At 35.2% G+C, this 17,578-nt stretch carries 17 protein-coding genes; 5 read left to right on the plus strand and 12 right to left on the minus strand.

The genetic code is table 11. The features are described 5' to 3' along the window. The first annotated feature begins 6 nt into the window (after positions 1–6). Positions 7–1,062: a glycosyltransferase family protein gene (locus ACP5P5_RS06535; RefSeq protein ID WP_428285301.1), complete on the plus strand. Its 1,056-nt coding sequence runs from the start codon at positions 7–9 to the stop codon at positions 1,060–1,062. A 35-nt stretch (positions 1,063–1,097) separates the two neighbouring features. Here ACP5P5_RS06535 and ACP5P5_RS06540 read toward each other — a convergent pair whose 3' ends face one another. The 4 genes from ACP5P5_RS06540 to ACP5P5_RS06555 are packed head-to-tail and all read right to left on the minus strand — an operon-like array spanning position 1,098 to position 4,190. Further along, the gene (locus tag ACP5P5_RS06540; RefSeq protein ID WP_428285302.1) at positions 1,098–1,991 is read right to left on the minus strand and encodes a flavin reductase family protein; all 894 of its coding nucleotides are present in this window, start codon (positions 1,989–1,991) and stop codon (positions 1,098–1,100) included. Between the two features lie 21 nt (positions 1,992–2,012). Continuing rightward, positions 2,013–3,035, minus strand: a complete 1,023-nt coding sequence (locus ACP5P5_RS06545) for a fumarylacetoacetate hydrolase family protein (protein WP_428285303.1) — start codon at positions 3,033–3,035, stop codon at positions 2,013–2,015. A gap of 44 nt (positions 3,036–3,079) precedes the next feature. Then, entirely contained in the window at positions 3,080–3,397 is a 318-nt protein-coding gene (locus tag ACP5P5_RS06550; RefSeq protein ID WP_428285304.1) for a hypothetical protein, read from the minus strand. Positions 3,398–3,419: 22 nt separating this feature from the next. After that, on the minus strand, positions 3,420–4,190 hold the full coding sequence (locus ACP5P5_RS06555) for a TIGR02757 family protein (protein ID WP_428285305.1): 771 nt from the start codon (positions 4,188–4,190) through the stop codon (positions 3,420–3,422). 158 nt (positions 4,191–4,348) lie between these two features. On the opposite strand from ACP5P5_RS06555, the gene bglX reads away from it, so the two are divergent. Further along, complete coding sequence (gene bglX / locus ACP5P5_RS06560) at positions 4,349–6,592, plus strand: beta-glucosidase BglX (protein WP_428285306.1); 2,244 nt, start codon at positions 4,349–4,351, stop codon at positions 6,590–6,592. Positions 6,593–6,622: 30 nt separating this feature from the next. Here bglX and ACP5P5_RS06565 read toward each other — a convergent pair whose 3' ends face one another. The 5 genes from ACP5P5_RS06565 to ACP5P5_RS06585 all read right to left on the minus strand — a co-directional run bounded on the left by ACP5P5_RS06565 (position 6,623) and on the right by ACP5P5_RS06585 (position 10,920). Then, positions 6,623–6,883: a CBU_0592 family membrane protein gene (locus ACP5P5_RS06565; protein WP_111297242.1), complete on the minus strand. Its 261-nt coding sequence runs from the start codon at positions 6,881–6,883 to the stop codon at positions 6,623–6,625. Between the two features lie 24 nt (positions 6,884–6,907). After that, positions 6,908–8,047 carry a cystathionine gamma-synthase gene (locus tag ACP5P5_RS06570; protein WP_428285307.1) on the minus strand — a complete coding sequence of 380 codons (1,140 nt, stop codon included), beginning with the start codon at positions 8,045–8,047 and terminating at the stop codon, positions 6,908–6,910. 151 nt (positions 8,048–8,198) lie between these two features. Next, positions 8,199–8,768 carry a DUF2911 domain-containing protein gene (locus ACP5P5_RS06575; protein WP_428285308.1) on the minus strand — a complete coding sequence of 190 codons (570 nt, stop codon included), beginning with the start codon at positions 8,766–8,768 and terminating at the stop codon, positions 8,199–8,201. Between the two features lie 124 nt (positions 8,769–8,892). Continuing rightward, the gene (locus ACP5P5_RS06580; RefSeq protein ID WP_428285309.1) at positions 8,893–9,495 is read right to left on the minus strand and encodes an ACP phosphodiesterase; all 603 of its coding nucleotides are present in this window, start codon (positions 9,493–9,495) and stop codon (positions 8,893–8,895) included. A gap of 57 nt (positions 9,496–9,552) precedes the next feature. Continuing rightward, complete coding sequence (locus ACP5P5_RS06585; protein ID WP_428285310.1) at positions 9,553–10,920, minus strand: hypothetical protein; 1,368 nt, start codon at positions 10,918–10,920, stop codon at positions 9,553–9,555. A 162-nt stretch (positions 10,921–11,082) separates the two neighbouring features. On the opposite strand from ACP5P5_RS06585, the gene ACP5P5_RS06590 reads away from it, so the two are divergent. Then, positions 11,083–12,666, plus strand: a complete 1,584-nt coding sequence (locus ACP5P5_RS06590) for an NAD(P)/FAD-dependent oxidoreductase (RefSeq protein ID WP_428285311.1) — start codon at positions 11,083–11,085, stop codon at positions 12,664–12,666. A 368-nt stretch (positions 12,667–13,034) separates the two neighbouring features. Further along, a complete protein-coding gene (locus ACP5P5_RS06595) occupies positions 13,035–13,484 on the plus strand; it encodes a hypothetical protein (protein ID WP_428285312.1) in 450 nt (149 codons plus the stop codon). Positions 13,485–13,517: 33 nt separating this feature from the next. Here the strand turns inward: ACP5P5_RS06595 and ACP5P5_RS06600 are convergent, their stop codons facing one another. From ACP5P5_RS06600 to ACP5P5_RS06610, 3 genes are read right to left on the minus strand one after another with little or no spacing between them, the layout of a single operon-like run. After that, on the minus strand, positions 13,518–14,306 hold the full coding sequence (locus ACP5P5_RS06600; protein ID WP_428285313.1) for a polysaccharide deacetylase family protein: 789 nt from the start codon (positions 14,304–14,306) through the stop codon (positions 13,518–13,520). Beyond that, the gene (locus tag ACP5P5_RS06605) at positions 14,303–15,532 is read right to left on the minus strand and encodes a glycosyltransferase family 87 protein (protein WP_428285314.1); all 1,230 of its coding nucleotides are present in this window, start codon (positions 15,530–15,532) and stop codon (positions 14,303–14,305) included. Before ACP5P5_RS06605 ends, ACP5P5_RS06600 begins: the two co-directional genes overlap by 4 nt. Before the next feature lie 2 nt (positions 15,533–15,534). Beyond that, on the minus strand, positions 15,535–16,479 hold the full coding sequence (locus ACP5P5_RS06610) for a glycosyltransferase family 2 protein (RefSeq protein ID WP_428285315.1): 945 nt from the start codon (positions 16,477–16,479) through the stop codon (positions 15,535–15,537). Positions 16,480–16,579: 100 nt separating this feature from the next. On the opposite strand from ACP5P5_RS06610, the gene ACP5P5_RS06615 reads away from it, so the two are divergent. After that, positions 16,580–17,554, plus strand: a complete 975-nt coding sequence (locus ACP5P5_RS06615; RefSeq protein WP_428285316.1) for a deoxyhypusine synthase family protein — start codon at positions 16,580–16,582, stop codon at positions 17,552–17,554. The last annotated feature ends 24 nt before the right edge of the window (positions 17,555–17,578 follow it).

Here is a 17,578-nt window from a genome sequence, read left to right on the forward strand (position 1 = left end):
GCAATTATGAAAATATTTTATGCAGTACAAGCAACAGGAAATGGACACATTAGCAGAGCAATGGAATTGTTGCCTTACTTGCAGCAATACGGAACCGTTGATGTATTTTTAAGCGGAAGCAACAGTAATCTTAATCCTAATTTGCCGGTAAAATTCACCAGTAAAGGGTTAAGCTTATTTTACGGAAATAAAGGTGGTTTAGATTACGTTAAAATGCTGCGTTATTGTTCGCCTGTAAGGGCTTTAAAAGAAGCAAAGTACTTACCGCTACATAACTATGACATTATATTGAATGATTTTGAAAGTATTACCGCATTAGCTTGCTTTCTGCAGAATGTACCTAGTGTTAATTTCGGTCATCAGGCAGCATTTATTTCTCCAAAAACTCCTCGTCCCGATAAAAAAAATATAGTAGGTGAACTGGTATTAAAAAAATATGCTCCTGCCACTGCCTATGTAGGTTTGCATTTTAATCAATACGATTCATTTATTTTTCCTCCTGTTATTAAACAACAAATAAAGCAGGCAAACCCAAGCGATAAAGGATATATTACTGTTTATTTATCGCATTACAGTGATGAAGTAGTGGCTGCAGCATTAAATAAATTGCCGGATGTTCCATTTGAAGTGTTTTCAAAAAAAGTAAAACAAAGGGTAAAACAAGGCAATATCACGTTTATACCTATTAGCAATAAAGCATTTAATCATAGCATGATTCATGCTCATGGTATTATTACCGGTGCCGGTTTTGAAACACCTGCTGAAGCTTTGTTTTTGCAAAAAAGACTATTGTGTTTACCCATTCGCGGACAATATGAACAATTGTGCAATGCCGCTGCTTTGGCTGATTTTAATGTGCCTATTATTGATAAAATTGATGAGCATTTGCATAATCATATTGCTAATTGGTTAAATGCTTCCCCTCAAAAACCTTTGCATTTATCGCATGATACGCATGCAATTGTTCAGCAGGCCATATTAACTGCACAAACAGTAAAGCAGCAACCGGCCAATAATTTTAATAATTTACTTACCGAGGAAGATATGTTGGCATTGAGCTAAAGTCTTATTTTAATTTGATCGGTTTTGGCAAATTACTAAAGAACATCTGTGCCGGTTAGCAATATTTGCCAGGCTTTGTCAATTTCATTTTTGTCAATAAATTGTTTTGCATACTGGTGCAATTCTTCTTCCATTTCGGTAGGGCTACCGGCATAATATTGTATAATATTTTTTACCTTGTCGTCATTAAAATTCGCGTCAATTTCGGGCAAGGCACTAACGTTGGCCAACTGTGCTAAATGATTGCCGGTTAATATTTTACTATTGCGAATACTTTTAGGTAAAGCATCAATGCCAATTCCTAAATGTGCATTTGGTTTAGCAACAGTAAATAAATTTTGTTCATTGATGGATGCATACCAATCGCCGCCTAAACGACTAACGTGGTGTAATTTACGTTGGTCAATCATTGTGCCGGCTTCGTTTAAAATACTTTCTGCAACATGCATACAAATAACTTCGGCAATTACTAATTGTCCGGCTCCCGGGCCGTCGCCCAAACTTTTTATTTCTAATACTTTACATTCCATTTGAACCGGCGATTCTTTTACCAAAGGCGGTTGAATGTAGGTTGCTTTCTGTTTTGTAAATCCTGCTTTCACAAATTCATCAACCCCTTTGGGATAATTGCAACTACTTAAGCTTACTTGTTGCACCATTTCAGTAGTGCAAATATGAATACCCACTTCGGGTACCTCCATTACATTAAGCAAAGTATGTTTTACTGCATTTTCGCGTACACTGCGTGTGGGTGAAAAAATAACAATGGCCGGATTAGTTGAAAATAAATTGAAAAAACTAAAAGGGCTCAGGTTTATATTGCCTTGCTTATCAATAGTACTTGCAAAAGCAATGGGTCTGGGGGCTATGGCATGTTGTAACCAACCTTGTCGTTCTGTTCCTTTTAATTCTTGAATATGAATAAGCATGATACTAAAGCAATTTTTGTATTAAGCAATGGTTGTGCCTTTTTTCTTTTGAGCCAAAATACTAAAGCTACTGTCTTCTTTTACAATTGTATTGCTAATACTGCCAATGCGTTCAATTTCCATTTCAATAATATCACCTTCTTTTAACCATTGCGGTACATAGTTTGGGTTATTCATTTTGCCGGTTCCATTCAATTCTAAAAAACAACCGGTACCAACAGTGCCTGAACCAATTACATCGCCGGGATATAATGTAGCACCATAACTGGCTCTTTCAATAATTTCAGCAAAAGTCCAATCCATATCGCCTAAGTTGCCGTGGCTGACTTCAATGCCATTTACGCGGCATTTCATGGTTAAATTCCAACTTTTACCGGTATGGCCAGGTTTTGCTGGAATTTCATAAGGGGCCAATTCATCTAATGTTACCAAACAGGGTCCAATAACGGTTGAAAAATCTTTTCCCTTGGCAGGACCTAAATTCAATAACATTTCTTCCATTTGCAATTTTCGGGCACTCATATCATTCATAATCATTAAACCACCAATGTATTCATCGGCAGTTTCAGCGGCAATGTTTCTTCCGTTTCTGCAAATAACTATTGCAGCTTCTAACTCAAAATCTAATTGTTCAAAGTGGTCGGGCATGCAGTAAACAGGTCCCGGACCCTGTATGCTATGGTGATTGGTGAAATAAAAAATGGGATATTCATCAAATTCGGGTATCATAGGTACACCACGGTTACGCCTTGCTGCTGCAACATGTTGCCTAAATGCATAGCCATCGCGGCAGCTGGTTGGAAAAGGAACAGGTGCTAATAATTGTATACCATCTAGTGAAAGACCCTTGTTAACGCCCATCGTTCCGTTTACTAGTGCCGCGTTTACTTTTTGGGCAATCGGAAACATGTCATCCCAATAGTTTAAAAACATATTCATATTTCCTGCTAATTCGGGATGTACAGCATCACAATCGTACAAGAAATTATTGACTAAAAAAGCTAATTGATCTTGACCCTCTCTTAAATATGATACAAGTTTCATGTGCTACTAATTTAAATTCGTTAATAGTGTAAAATTACAGGCATCTACCATTTATCTTCTTCATTAATGTTATTATTCTTTTGCATGTTTTTTCGGAAAGCTATTTTTTCTGCCTGCCGGCGAATAATAAATTGGGTAATAACATCAGCAGCATGCTCAGGTAAATTCTCGTTGAGTGCTTTTTTTAATTGTGCTTCGTTTACATCTATTCTATACAACAATTGAATCAGTGCGTGAAAATCGGTTTCAATCAAATATTCAATGGCATTTCGAAGTTGTGTGTATTGCGGGCTTTGGGGCACAATTGCTGCATCCGTTTTTTGTAAAAAATTTTGAATAATATCTAAAGACAATTCCTGCATAATATTATATAGGCAAAGTACATTAATATTTTTCAATGATGCCTAAACCAAAAAGAGCAAAATCGTATTTTACGGGATCATTCTTGTCTAATAGGCGTAAAAAATTCGTTAATTCAATGGCTGCTAACCAATCGGCAGGTTTTCGTTTTATCATACCTAAACGTTTGGAAACACGTGCAACATGAAGGTCTAATGGGCAAATAAGTTGTGCCGGGCTAATATTTTTCCAAATGCCAAAATCAACGCCGGTTTTATCATTTCGTACCATCCATCTTAAATACATATTTAAACGTTTACAGGCCGATTTATTTTCCGGTGCTGCAATGTGTTTTCGGGTTCGTAATGGTGCATCTTCCAATGAAAAAAAGTAATGATGAAAGCCATTTAGCATAGCTTCTATGGTGTTACCCCATTGGCAGAAGGCAGTTTCTAAACTCTTGTGTTGTAAATAATGGTGCTGCAAAAAATGAATAGTGTATAATAAGTCGGTTGTATTAAATGTACGATACTGAAACTGCATTAATTGTTTTAAGTCGGAAAGTTGGTGATGCTTAATAAAATCATAAGGGGCATTATCCATCAAATGCATTAAGGTGTTTGATTTTTGGATGATGGCAGTTCGATTGCCCCATGAAAACAATGCCGCAAACAGTCCTGCAATTTCTATGTCTTGTTGCAATGAGAAGCGATGTGGCACGGAAATAGGATCGCCCGAAATAAAATGTGGTGTGTTGTATAATAATACCTTGCTGTCTAAAAAATCTTTTAAAGCTAAATTTGACTTTTTCAACATAATTCTGGTATTATTTTATCTATTTCCAAACTTCTTAATACAGATGCTTACAATGCAGCTTAACTTTATGGCACAAACCTATGTTAAACGCCAAAGTTCACCAAGTGTTTATTGCGCGAATATTGTACATATATGCTTTTATTCTAAAATATAGATACATGAAAAAAACAGTTATTTTGTTCGGCCTGCTTGCAACTGCAGGATTTATTCGGGCACAACAGCCATTGTATAAAAATGCGAAAGCCCCTATTGAGGCGCGTATTAACGATTTGTTGAAGCGAATGACCCCTGAAGAAAAAGCCGGTCAGTTAAACCAATTGAATGGTGGTATTTTTACCGGTCCCGCAGCCAATGATCCTGGCCAACAAGCCAAAATTTACATGACTCGCCAAGGGAAAGTGGGTTCATTTTTAAATGTAACCGGTGCTGAAGAAACCAGGGCAATGCAAAAAGTTGCGGTTGAAGAAAGTCGTTTAGGTATTCCGCTTTTATTTGCTTTTGATGTAATTCATGGTTATAAAACAATTTTTCCTATTCCTTTAGCAGAAGCCTGTAGTTGGGATGTTACTCAAATTGAAAAAGATGCTTCCATTGCAGCAAAAGAAGCTGCCGCAGCGGGTTTACATTGGGTATTTTCACCCATGTGTGATATTAGTAATGACCCCCGTTGGGGCCGTGTAATGGAAGGTGCAGGCGAGGATCCTTATTATGGTAGTGTGGTTGCAGCAGCCAGAGTAAAAGGTTTGCAAGGTAATTTAAACGATGCAGCGCATGTAATGGCTTGTGTAAAACATTTTGCAGCTTATGGTGCAGTGCAAGGTGGAAGAGAATATAATACAGTAGATGTTTCAAGAGTGGCTTTATGGAATAAATACCTTCCGCCTTATTATGCCGGTGTAAAGGCCGGTGCCGCAACTGTTATGAATGCGTTTAATATTGTAGATGGCGTTCCCGCAAGTGGTAATAAATATTTGGTGCATGATATTTTAGAAAAAAAATGGGGCTTTAAAGGTTTTGTAGTGAGCGACTGGAATTCGTTTGATGAAATGATTACACATGGTTATGCTGCCAATAGGAAAGATGCTGCTTACAAAGCATTAGCAGCAGGCAGTATGATGGACATGGAATCGAAAGTGGTTGTGGATTATTTACCGCAATTATTGAAAGAAGGGAAGATTACCATGCAACAGGTTGATGATGATGTGCGCAGGGTACTCTATTATAAATTTAAACTGGGTTTGTTTGATAATCCCTACAAATTTTCAGATGTAGCTCGTGAAAAAGCTACAGAATTCACTGCAGCACATAGAATGGAAGCACGAAAAGCTGCAGACGCGTCCATAGTATTGTTAAAAAATGAAAATAACGTATTACCCATTGACGCAAAAAGTAATACCGCTATTGCTTTAATAGGTTATTATGCCAAAAGCAAAGCTGATATGTTTGACTTTTGGATTGCGAATGGGAAAGCTGAAGATGCTGTAAGTGTTTTGGAGGGTATGAAAGAAAAATTTGCCAATAGTAACATAACATACAGCGATGGATATTTACCGGATGGCAGTTCGAATGATGCATTAATTGACAATGCTGTGGCTACTGCAAAAAATGCCAATGTGGTAATTGTTAATATTGGCCTTACCGGCAAGTTAGCGGGTGAAGATCGTTCATTGGCTAATCCTGCTATTAGTGAGGGTCAAGTAGCTTTATTAAAAGCTTTGCATGCAACCGGAAAGTCTATTGTTGCATTAGTTTCAGCCGGTAGGCCTTTGGTATTAACTGCTATTCAGCCATATGTTAATGCCATTGTTTATACTTGGATTTTAGGTACAGAAACCGGCCATGCAGTTGCCGATGTTGTGAGTGGTGATTACAATCCTTCCGGAAAAACAGTTATGAGTTTTCCTTATGCGGTTGGCCAAATTCCTGTTTACTATGATCATTTTAATACCGGCAGACCTTTACCCGATTCAGGCGACTTAAACTGGAAAAGCCGCTACAGAGATATTCCCAATGAACCATTATATCCCTTTGGTTTTGGTTTAAGTTATACCACTTTTCATTATGGCAACTTACAGCTTAGTTCAGCCAGTATGAAAAAAGGCTCACCTTTACAAGTAAAAGTTGAATTAACCAATACCGGTAGTAAACCAGGTTATGAAGTAGCACAATTGTATATTCGTCAAATGACTGCATCTATCGTTCAGCCGGTAAAAGCCTTAAAAGCTTTTCAGCGAGTATACTTACAACCTGGCGAGAAAAAAGTATTGAGCTTTACCATTACCGATAATGATTTAGCTTTTTATGACGGAGAAGGTAATGTGCATATTGAACCCGGTGCTTTTAAAGTGTTTGTCGGGGGCAACTCACGTGATGTGTTAGAAAAAGATTTTACACTTCAATAGTTACAATCAATAATATTTTGAGAAGGGGCACTATTTACTAACGGTGCCCCTTTTTTGTTGCTGTGATTTTATTAATGCACCAATGGCAATACCTATCCATATAATATTAACCATTACGGATGGGAAGGCATGGTGGTAAGATGAATTAATAATAAAGCAAAGGCCGCCAATTAAATTACTCCAAATATAAAGTGGTGCTTTGGCCGAAAGCTTTCCACTCATATTTAAATAATAGGAACCCAGTAATAGTAAAGCACCTATCCAACCAATTATTTCTACTAAAATTTGCATATTATTTTTCTTGATTTAATAAGGTTATCCTATTGCTTTGTTAAGGTCATCAATTAAATCTTTTTCATCTTCTATACCCACGCTTAAACGAATTAAAGAATCGGTTAATCCGTTTTTCAAACGTTCTTCTCTTGGAATGGAAGCATGAGTCATAGAAGCAGGATGATTGATTAAACTTTCAACACCACCTAAACTTTCGGCTAATGAAAATAAGTGGGTTGAAGAAAGTACCCTCTTAGCGTTTTCTACGCTATCATCTTTCAATGTAAAACTCATCATGCCGCCATAGCCGCGCATTTGCTTTTGAGCAACAGCATAACCGGGATGGTCTTCAAATCCGCACCAATATACATGGGCAACTTTGGGGTGATTACGTAAAAAATGTGCAATGGTAGCGCCGTTTTCACAATGGCGTTCCATGCGCACATGTAACGTTTTAATGCCACGTAATACCAAAAAGCAATCCATGGGGCCGGGAACTGCTCCACAAGACTTTTGTATAAAATATAATTGATCACGTAATGCATCATCATTCATTACCAAACAACCTTGTATAACATCGCTATGTCCGCTTAAATATTTAGTGGCAGAATGCATAACAATATCTGCACCTAACAACAATGGATTTTGTAAAAAAGGCGAAGCGAAGGTGTTATCTACACACAACAACACATTTGCTTTTTTGGCAATTGCTGCAATTGCTGCAATATCTGTAATGTTCATTAATGGATTGGTAGGTGTTTCGATCCAAATAAGTTTCGTTTTTGGTGAAATGGCGTTTTGCACATTTTGTGGAAGTGTTGTGTCCGTGAATTTAAAGTGTATGCCAAATTTTTCATACACTTTTGTAAATAAACGATAAGTGCCTCCATACATATCATTTGCTGCAATTACTTCATCACCGGGTTGCAATAATTTTAATACAGCATCCGTAGCAGCTACACCACTGCTGAAAGCCAATGCATATTTACCTTGCTCAATGGCGGCTAACGCACTTTCTAATGCAAAACGGGTAGGGTTTTGGCTACGTGCATATTCATAACCTTTATGTACACCGGGTGCTTGTTGAACGAAGGTAGAGGTTTGATAAATCGGTGTCATTATTGCACCGGTTGAAGGATCGGGTTCTGCTCCCGCATGTATCATTAAAGTTGCTAATTCCATAAAAATGCATTTGTTGTTGAAAAAATAGATGCTAAATAATTAGCTATTCAACAAAGATGCAAAAGTTTAAGGAATGCCTTGCCAAAAATCAATAAAAAAGCCTTAACGATAGGTCGCTAAGGCAGTAGCAAAATTTTTTTAAAATTATTGCTTAAGGTACAATGCTAATGGGCATAGTGGCTTTTACATCGTCCCATTCTATAATTAAATTAGCATTGCCTCCTTTGGCATCTTCAAAATAAATAGTAAAGTTTTCAATGGGACTGGTTAGTTTTTCAACCGGTATAGTGGTGCGCAAAACATCCTTTTTGATATCATATGTATAATTGCCCCAAGTATAATTGTCTTTATTTAAAATTAAGGTCCATTTATCCGCTTCAGGTATGCAATACAGGGTATATCTTCCTTTTGGTACCACTTTTCCGCCTATTTTTACATTTTTAAAAAACTCCACCTCAGTAGCCTCATTAGCACCTAAGCGCCACATTTCGCCATATTTTACAATGCCATTAAAAATAGTACGATTATTTTTTTGTGGACGACTATAGATAATTCTTGCAATCGGTAAAACTTTTACCTTACCATTCATTTTAAGCAGCGGGTAATTGTCGGGCCAATAGCTCATGTCCATTGGACTTTTATCTAATTCTGTAGGTTTTTGTTGTGCCATAATTGGCAGCGATAATAATAAACAGGTGCATACAACAAGTAGCTTGTTCATACTTATTTGTTTTTGATGTGTGGTTGAATAATGCCTTATTAACGCAGATATGCAGGGTTGGTTCAAATTAATTTTGAAGTAATTATGGCATATTGCTAATAAAGCGTTACAAATATAAATTGAATTAAGTTTCCTGTAAAAGAATAGCCATTTGTTTGGAAGCAAATTGAATAACATCCGGAAAGAAGAGCCGATAAGCATCTTCGAAAAAATAATAATTTTCTTCAACCACCGGTAATAGTGTAATATCTGCTGATAAATATTGAGCCCTATGAATCATTCCTTCAAAAGTTCTGGCAATACCCTGCGAATAGCGGTATTGCAATAGCCAGTTTTGGGTTTGCATATGCTGAAAGGCTATGTTAAATTTTTCCGGAAAATAAGGTTGATATAATTGTAAGGTATCATATACCGAAAAACTAAATTGCTGTAATGCTTCTTCGGCAGGAAAGATTTGTTTATCGTTGGCTAAAAAGTAATCATATACCACATCTAAAAATGCGCCGGCATATAATCCCACTTGAGGCTTTAGTAATTGTTTGGCAGCAATAGTGGCCGGATGTTCATCTGTATATTGATCAATAAGTCTATGCAATACAATCCCTTTTTGTATAAGGGGTGGAAATTTATTTTTATTGTTGTTACCCTTCACAAAATCGCTCATCATATTGCCGGCCAATATGTCATTATGGCCAAATGATAAATATGCATGTGCCAAAAAATTCATTCTAATAAAGATACAGTATTTGGCTTTGCGAAATATATATAATGAAAATATTATATGTTATGATTTGGATGATTGTAATTTTTCCGGGTTTTGTTCAAACCACTCGGTATCCAAATTTTTCTTTTTCACTTCATTTATGGCTGTTTTTTGCCACTGAATGGCTTCTTCATGCTTTCCTAACTTATATAAAATTTTGGCTTGTGTATGGGCATTGTCGGCATTTAAATTGGCTCGTATAGATTTTGAATTCCATTCTAATGCCTTGTTGAGGTAGGTAACATCATTTGTCATTTCATACAACTGTTTAGCACCTTTATGTAATTCACCGGCAATGCGTATTCCGTTGGGTGAAATAATGGTAGTTCGTTTTATGAAATAATTTCCATTTCCTGTTGGATTTTGGATATTCATTTTTTTTAATTGTTTCATGAATGCATCATTGTTATGTGCTGCATAAATTGAATCCGCTGTATGAACGGAATCAATTAGTGTTGCAGGGAAATACCTGTCATAATAGCGCAATGCTTTTTGCATGAATTGTGTAGTATCGCCAATGCCATAGTAATATTGAAGCAAAGCGGCATCAAATTGCTGATTCCCCTCATCCTTGTTGTTATAAGTATTCGCAATAAACTGTGCTGCTTCTACTGCATAAACAAAATTGGTATCGGCAATTGCCCTGTTCAGCGACTTTGTTAAAATTCTGCTATTAATGGACATTCTTAATGACAATGGCAGTTGATACCAGCTTTCGCTAAACAATCGAGTATCTTTTCTTAAGTATTTAAATAATGTTGATGATACAGTAGGTGCCGCTTTGGCTAAGGTTTGTATGAATGTGGTAGAATGAACAAAATCAGCAGGAATAGTTTCAACAATCCTATTCAATAAGGAATTACCCGGCTCTATATTAAAATCTAATAGGGTTTTTAATAAGTTATATGCGTTATAAAAATTTTTATTGTTTAAGTTGTAAGCTTGTAGTTGTTGATGCAATAATGAGCCACCATGCATCTCTTTATTCTTAATGCTATAACTAAAGTTGGTGTAATAGTTAGGGTGGTTTCTTGCATCGGCATCAACTGCTAAAATATTCCCTTTCGTATCTGTTATAATCATTCCAAAAAATGTTTCAGGAAAGTAATAAACACTTGTGTCCGGCTGAATTTCGAAAGGTATTGTAGTGGTTGTGTAAAAAATATATTCGTGTTTCAAAATATATTGAATACTCTCGTCACTATTTAAAGCGGTTTTTGCTAATGCATTACATAATTGGCAGTTGTTGGATTGAACATACATCCAAATATTTTTATTTTCATTGCCCGCTTTTGTTAAAATAGTTTTAAATGTATTGCTTTCTTGGTTAAAAGCTAATGATGAGCAAAAACTGAAAAGGGTAAATAAAACTATTGTTTGAATACGCATAGCAGCAGGATTTTTTTTCAATATAATATTTATTTTGATATTCAAAAAAATATCTGTTTGAATTTCGTTTAAAGTCGCAATAATAAATTAATGTTGAATTAATATGCTGGAGCTTTCAAAATCGGATATTCGCATTGATCTATATAATATCTTCAATTTTATATGCCTGAAACTGCTATTATTATTGGTGCCGGCCCCGCAGGTTTAACTGCGGCTTATGAATTGGTTACCAAAACCAACATTCAACCTATTATATTAGAACAATCGGGTGACATGGGTGGTATCTCAAAAACAGTTGTTTATAAAGGCAATAGAATGGATATTGGCGGCCATCGTTTTTTTTCCAAGTCAGATGTGGTAATGCAATGGTGGCAGCAAATTTTGCCTATTCAAGGGGTAGGATCAAATGAAGTTATTCCAAATGAAATTACTTATCACCGAAAGAAAACAACGGTTGCTTTTTCGGCCAACGGTCCCAATCCTGATCAAACAGACAGGGTAATGTTAATTAGAAAACGGGTTTCTAGAATTTTTTATCTAAGAAAATTTTTCGATTATCCCATTTCTCTTAGCTTTCATACGCTTCAAAATTTAGGTGTTGTTCGGGTAATTAAAATTGGTATTAGTTATGTTGCTATTCGATTGTTTCCTTTAAAAAAAGTAACAACGTTAGAAGAATTTTTTATCAATCGTTTTGGGCGTGAATTGTATAAAACTTTTTTTAAAGATTATACTGAAAAAGTTTGGGGTATGCCTTGCAATGCCATTGCTGCTGATTGGGGAGCGCAACGCATAAAAGAATTATCCGTTTCTAAAGCAATAATGCATGCTATTAAATCAGTATTTAAAAAGTCAAATTCTATTCAACAAAAAGAAGTAGTTACTTCCTTAATTGAACAATTTATGTACCCTAAGTTGGGGCCGGGACAAATGTGGGAAACTGTTGCATCTATTATTCGCGAAAAAGGTGGAATCATTATTACAAATGCCAAAGTAAATTCTGTAAATGTTCAAAATAATGCTATTCAATCTGTTTCATACATAGATACCTTGAATGGTGATATCCATTCAGTATCCGGTAATTATTTTTTTTCTACTATGCCGGTAAAGGAACTTATTGCTGCTATGGGTAATATAGTTCCTATAAACATTCAAAATATTAGTAACGGCTTACAGTATCGTGATTTTATAACAGTGGGTTTACTTTTAAATAAATTAGCAATTACGAATACTTCAAATAGCACATTACACAATAATCTTGTCCCGGATAATTGGATTTATATTCAAGAACGAGATGTAAAAATTGGCAGGTTGCAAATATTCAATAACTGGTCGCCTTATCTTGTTGCTGACCCAAATAAGGTTTGGATAGGCTTAGAGTATTTTTGTAATGAAGGTGATGCATTATGGCAGATGGATGATAAAACTTTTATTCAATTTGCTATTAATGAACTAAATAGTATTGGCATTATTGATAAGCAGGATGTGATTGATAGTACACTTATTCGAATGCTCAAAACTTATCCTGCTTATTTCGGCACTTATCATCAATTTAACGTCATTCGTCAGTTTACCGATAGCTTTACCAATTTATTTTTAATTGGCCGCAATGGTATGCATAAATACAATAATCAAGATCATTCTATGTTAACAGCTATCGCAGCTGTTAATAATATTATACACGGCATTACTTCTAAAGACAATATTTGGGCTATTAATACGGAAGAAGATTATCATGAAAAATAAAAGTGAGTTACTTTTTTTAAATGACATTTCTTTTAAATGTTAACTTTTTTCATAAGTGTATACTCATAAAGGATGATAACTGCTGGTTTTTAGAATTTTATTTTCCATTCATCCAACTTGTTATCATTTTATTTACACTTTCATCACACATTCGTGATGCTAGTTATTCAAAAAAAATATTTTCTGTAATACTTGTCTGTATTGCATTTCATTCAATCTTTTTAAAAATATCAGAAAGGTTTTTTCTACCGTTCATACAAAACGAATAAACATTCCTGTAACCAATCACAAACAACTACGTTCCATTTTAAACACTAGGTAGTTTTGCCTTGTGAAAAAAACATTTTAAAACCTTCAATTTATTTACAATGAAAAAAATTTTATTTCTGGCATTCATTACAGTATCTGTTGCAGCTACTGCCGCCACCGATCCTTCTTCTGATGTAAGCTTTACTGTACTAAATAAGTTTACAGCAAAATTTTTAAAAGCTGAAAATGTTGATTGGAAAGTTACTTCTCAATTCATTAAAGCCAAGTTTACTTTAAATGGTAAAGAAATGAATGCCTTCTACGACAGTTATGGTGATTTAACTGCAGTAACTACTAAAATGGATTATAGCAAATTGCCAGAACGTGCTATTAAGGCTATTAGTTTAAAGTATCCTTTTCCTCCTTATCAACTAACCGATTGTATAGAGTATAGAAATGCAGAAAATGAAGTTTCTTATTATGTATCATTATTAACTGAGCAAGAAACTATTGTGCTACAAATTTCACCTGCAGGGAATGTAAGTGAATTTAAACGTATACGTAATTAATACAGTAACAAAAAAATATTCAGTCAACAGTACTTATAAAATATTGCTTGGCTGAATATTTTTAAATTGTTGCATAGTTATAAACTCCCCATGTTTTTGAAGTGTTCTGATAAATGTATGCAATTTATCTTCTAATTTCTTACCTGCGTGCCTTTTGGTATAAGCAGGAATGGGATAGCTTGAAATATCCGTAAACTCCCAGGGATGTAAGTATAAACTTACGTATCCATCTTTCTGTAGTGTTTGCAAAGTAAATTGGGTAAATAACCATAGTGGCATATTTTTAAATGCCAACCAAAACAAAGGAATACGAAAGTGTGGTGTTACCGATGCAGGTATACGTACAATACTTTCTTCCTGATATAGCGTACGAGGTAAATGTCGGTTATTGTATCTGCCGGGTATCCAAGTAGGGTTGATGGATGCATCATATTCGTATCCTGCTGCTTTTACTGCTTTTATATTTACTTGTTGCATTCTGGGCATGCGTAACCCGGTTACTCGTTGCTTGCTAATGGCTTCAAGGGTGTTTTTTGAATTGAGCAAATCGGCTTCCTCAAATTGGCTATGATAATAGGTGTGCGATGCTATTTCGTGCTTTTGTGCCAATAGGCTAATTTGTTCTTTATGGTGAATGGCATAGTTAGCAGTAGTAAATAACGTGCAAGCTATATTGTGTTGTTGTAAAGTATTTTGCATAATAGTGGTGCCACTGTAACCCACCTGCATTTGTTCTTCCATACTCATGTTATGTCCATATTCCAATGGCAAATCAAACTCTTCTACATCAAAGCTTAGTAATATGTAATTCCCTTTTCTCATTGTTTAGATAAGTGGGTATTTAGTTTTTGTTCTGAAATCTTCAAAAATTGTTGTTGCGAAATTTGCACAATTAGTATTATCCAAACAATAACATTCGGTAAAGCTTTTATGGCATAAGGTCTTGCAATACTTTCACGAAACCAAGGTGTTAATAAATCCGAATAAGAAAAACTGGTAATTATAAAAGTAAAAACAAAAAAAATAGTAGTACTTAATTGTTTAGGTTGTAGCCAATACCATAAGCAAACCGCCGGAAATGCAATAATGTAAGTGGGCGATTCGGAACCGGTACTAAATATAACCGTAAATAATAGTACTGAACATAAAAGATACAATGCAAATCGTAAGTTGTTAAAATTTTTAAATTGCAAATATTGCGATAAGAATAACAATACAGCCGGACCTAATACCCATATGTCTTTTAAGTAATTAATTTTAAAAATCCTTCTCAATATTCCCATCGCAGAAATATCCTGATAATCATTTTGAATATCTAAACGAATATTTTTAGCCGATTTAGCTGATAATGCGTAAAACCAATCCATATAGCTTTGAGCAATAAACTTAAAGGGAGCAATTAAAACAGGTGCAATAAAAAATAAAATTGACCAAATAATAGTCCATTTTATAAAATGAATTTTTCGCCTGCTAAGAAAGAAAAAAGCAAACCCTACAACGCCATATAATTTAATAAAAGTGGCAATTAATATGAAAAAAAGGCCCCATTTATCTTTTCCTTCCCAAATGTAACAAAACCCTAAAATAATACAAGCTGCAATAAACGCATTGCTTTGTACCCATGAGGAAGCATTCATCATTTCAACGGATGCAAATACCAAAATAAAATTTTGACCCTCTTTTTGAATAGGTAATTTTCTTATAGCCCAAAATAACATTGCTGTATTAAATAATACCCATGCAATTGCACCCATGTTTTTAGGTAATACTGCAAATGGAGCAATTATAATACTAAAAAATGGCCCATATAAATTTACATCATCATAAGTTTGAGGATATTCTAAGTATAAATTGGCTTGTTGATGTGTATGGAAAAACACATATCGAAAAATTTGGAAGTTATTAAACCTGTCGTGGCCAATAACTTGTATAATTGTAGTAGCTAATGACAATCCAAACCAAATAATAATCGCTACTCTGTTGCTTTTAAGTTGGTTATATAATTGAAATAGGAATGATTGCTGTTGTTTTTGCGAGCTACTTTCCATTGCTACTGAATATTTGTTTCATCAATAATATATTTAGGTCTTTGTTTATTTTGCATAAATAATTTGCCCAAATAAATACCCATTATACCTAAAATCATTAATTGCAATCCTCCAAAAAAAACAATGGTAACAATGGTAGATGCCCAACCTGATATGGCTTTACCATATAATAAACTGTATAGTACATAAGGTAAGTAACAAACGGAAAGAGCTGAAAAACTGAAACCTAAATAAATGGCAATATTTAAAGGCTTTACACTAAATGAAGTAAGTCCTTGTAAAGCTAAACGTACCAAGGACTTATGATTATATTTAGTCTCACCGGTAGCACGAGCATTTGGTTTGTAAGGTATGCCAATTTGTTGAAAGCCTACCCATTTTACTAAACCTCTGAAAAAAGGTCTGTCTTCATGCAAATTATTTAAAATGGCCACTACTTTTTTATCAAGCAATCGGTAATCTGCAATGCCATCTTCTAATTCAACATCCGATAAATGATTGATAAGTCTATAAAAAAATGTAGAAGAAAGTTGATTTATTTTCGCAGTATGCTCATTCTTATCTTCTCTGTATGTGTACACAACGGCATTGCCTTGCTGCCATAAATCAATTAGCTTTGGAATTAACTCAGGTGGATGTTGCATATCTGCATCCATTGTTATTACGGCATCACCTTTTGCAAAATCAAATCCCGCCAACAAGGCATTGTCTTTTCCAAAGTTTCTTGAAAATGAAATGTATTTAATGTGGTTGTTTTCGGAAGTTACTGTTTTTAAAGCTTGTAAACTATTATCAGAACTGCCATCATTCACAAATAGTATTTCATAGTCATAGGGTATGGCATTAAAAATGCTAGCAATGCTATTGCTAATAATGGGAATATTCCATTCCTCATTAAAAACAGGGATTACAACGCTTATCAGCATATTCATGTAGGGTAAAGGCATTCAAATGTATAAGTTTTTATAACACCTTACAAAACAAGCTAAATATTAACCGTTAAAACCGTTCAAAAAATTTATTTTTGCCCCCTTAAAATAGCAAAGTATGCAAAAAGGTCCTGTTTCTCAATTTATACAGCATCATTACCGTCACTTTAATGCTGCCGCTTTAATGGATGCTGCAAAAGCTTATGAAGCCCACATGCTGGAAGGGGGCAAAATGATGATTACACTGGCCGGAGCCATGAGTACAGCTGAATTAGGTATTTCATTGGCCGAAATGATTCGGCAGGATAAAGTGCAAATTATTAGCTGCACCGGCGCTAATTTAGAGGAAGATATCATGAATCTAGTGGCACACAGTCATTACAAACGGGTACCCAATTACCGAGATTTAAGCCCTCAAGAAGAATGGGATTTACTTGAAAACCATTACAACCGCGTTACAGATACCTGTATTCCTGAAGAAGAAGCATTTCGTCGTTTACAACAACACATTTTCAAAATATGGAAGGATGCCGAAAATAAAGGAGAACGCTATTTCCCACACGAGTATATGTATAAAATGTTACTCAGTGGTGTGTTAGAGCAGTATTATGAAATTGATTCTAAAAACAGTTGGATGTTAGCTGCAGCACAAAAAAATATTCCCATTGTAGTACCAGGCTGGGAAGATAGCACCATGGGCAACATTTTTGCCAGTTATGTGATTAAAGGCGAGCTACAAGCTGCTACCATGAAAACAGGTATTGAATACATGGTAGAATTAAGTAAATGGTATAGAGAGAATAGCAGCGGTAAAGGGGTAGGGTTCTTTCAAATAGGCGGTGGCATTGCCGGCGATTTTCCTATTTGTGTAGTACCCATGATGTACCAAGATTTAGAGTGGCACGATGTTCCATTCTGGAGTTACTTCTGCCAAATCAGCGATTCAACAACTTCATACGGATCTTATTCCGGTGCTGTTCCCAACGAAAAAATTACATGGGGAAAATTAGATATACATACGCCCAAGTTTATTGTTGAAAGTGATGCAACCATTGTAGCGCCATTAATGTTTGCATGGATATTGGGCTGGTAATTTTTTAGGTAGTCGGCAGTATTG

The organism is Hydrotalea sp., from assembly GCF_049968455.1.
Taxonomy (GTDB): domain Bacteria; phylum Bacteroidota; class Bacteroidia; order Chitinophagales; family Chitinophagaceae; genus Hydrotalea.

Bases quoted from the DNA above. Each gene is read 5' to 3' on its own strand.
- ACP5P5_RS06535 (WP_428285301.1), top strand. From the start codon at position 7: ATGAAAATATTTTATGCAGTACAAGCAACAGGAAATGGACACATTAGC.
- ACP5P5_RS06540 (WP_428285302.1), bottom strand. From the start codon at position 1,991: ATGCTTATTCATATTCAAGAATTAAAAGGAACAGAACGACAAGGTTGG.
- ACP5P5_RS06545 (WP_428285303.1), bottom strand. From the start codon at position 3,035: ATGAAACTTGTATCATATTTAAGAGAGGGTCAAGATCAATTAGCTTTT.
- ACP5P5_RS06550 (WP_428285304.1), bottom strand. From the start codon at position 3,397: ATGCAGGAATTGTCTTTAGATATTATTCAAAATTTTTTACAAAAAACG.
- ACP5P5_RS06555 (WP_428285305.1), bottom strand. From the start codon at position 4,190: ATGTTGAAAAAGTCAAATTTAGCTTTAAAAGATTTTTTAGACAGCAAG.
- bglX (WP_428285306.1), top strand. From the start codon at position 4,349: ATGAAAAAAACAGTTATTTTGTTCGGCCTGCTTGCAACTGCAGGATTT.
- ACP5P5_RS06565 (WP_111297242.1), bottom strand. From the start codon at position 6,883: ATGCAAATTTTAGTAGAAATAATTGGTTGGATAGGTGCTTTACTATTA.
- ACP5P5_RS06570 (WP_428285307.1), bottom strand. From the start codon at position 8,047: ATGGAATTAGCAACTTTAATGATACATGCGGGAGCAGAACCCGATCCT.
- ACP5P5_RS06575 (WP_428285308.1), bottom strand. From the start codon at position 8,768: ATGAACAAGCTACTTGTTGTATGCACCTGTTTATTATTATCGCTGCCA.
- ACP5P5_RS06580 (WP_428285309.1), bottom strand. From the start codon at position 9,495: ATGAATTTTTTGGCACATGCATATTTATCATTTGGCCATAATGACATA.
- ACP5P5_RS06585 (WP_428285310.1), bottom strand. From the start codon at position 10,920: ATGCGTATTCAAACAATAGTTTTATTTACCCTTTTCAGTTTTTGCTCA.
- ACP5P5_RS06590 (WP_428285311.1), top strand. From the start codon at position 11,083: ATGCCTGAAACTGCTATTATTATTGGTGCCGGCCCCGCAGGTTTAACT.
- ACP5P5_RS06595 (WP_428285312.1), top strand. From the start codon at position 13,035: ATGAAAAAAATTTTATTTCTGGCATTCATTACAGTATCTGTTGCAGCT.
- ACP5P5_RS06600 (WP_428285313.1), bottom strand. From the start codon at position 14,306: ATGAGAAAAGGGAATTACATATTACTAAGCTTTGATGTAGAAGAGTTT.
- ACP5P5_RS06605 (WP_428285314.1), bottom strand. From the start codon at position 15,532: ATGGAAAGTAGCTCGCAAAAACAACAGCAATCATTCCTATTTCAATTA.
- ACP5P5_RS06610 (WP_428285315.1), bottom strand. From the start codon at position 16,479: ATGCCTTTACCCTACATGAATATGCTGATAAGCGTTGTAATCCCTGTT.
- ACP5P5_RS06615 (WP_428285316.1), top strand. From the start codon at position 16,580: ATGCAAAAAGGTCCTGTTTCTCAATTTATACAGCATCATTACCGTCAC.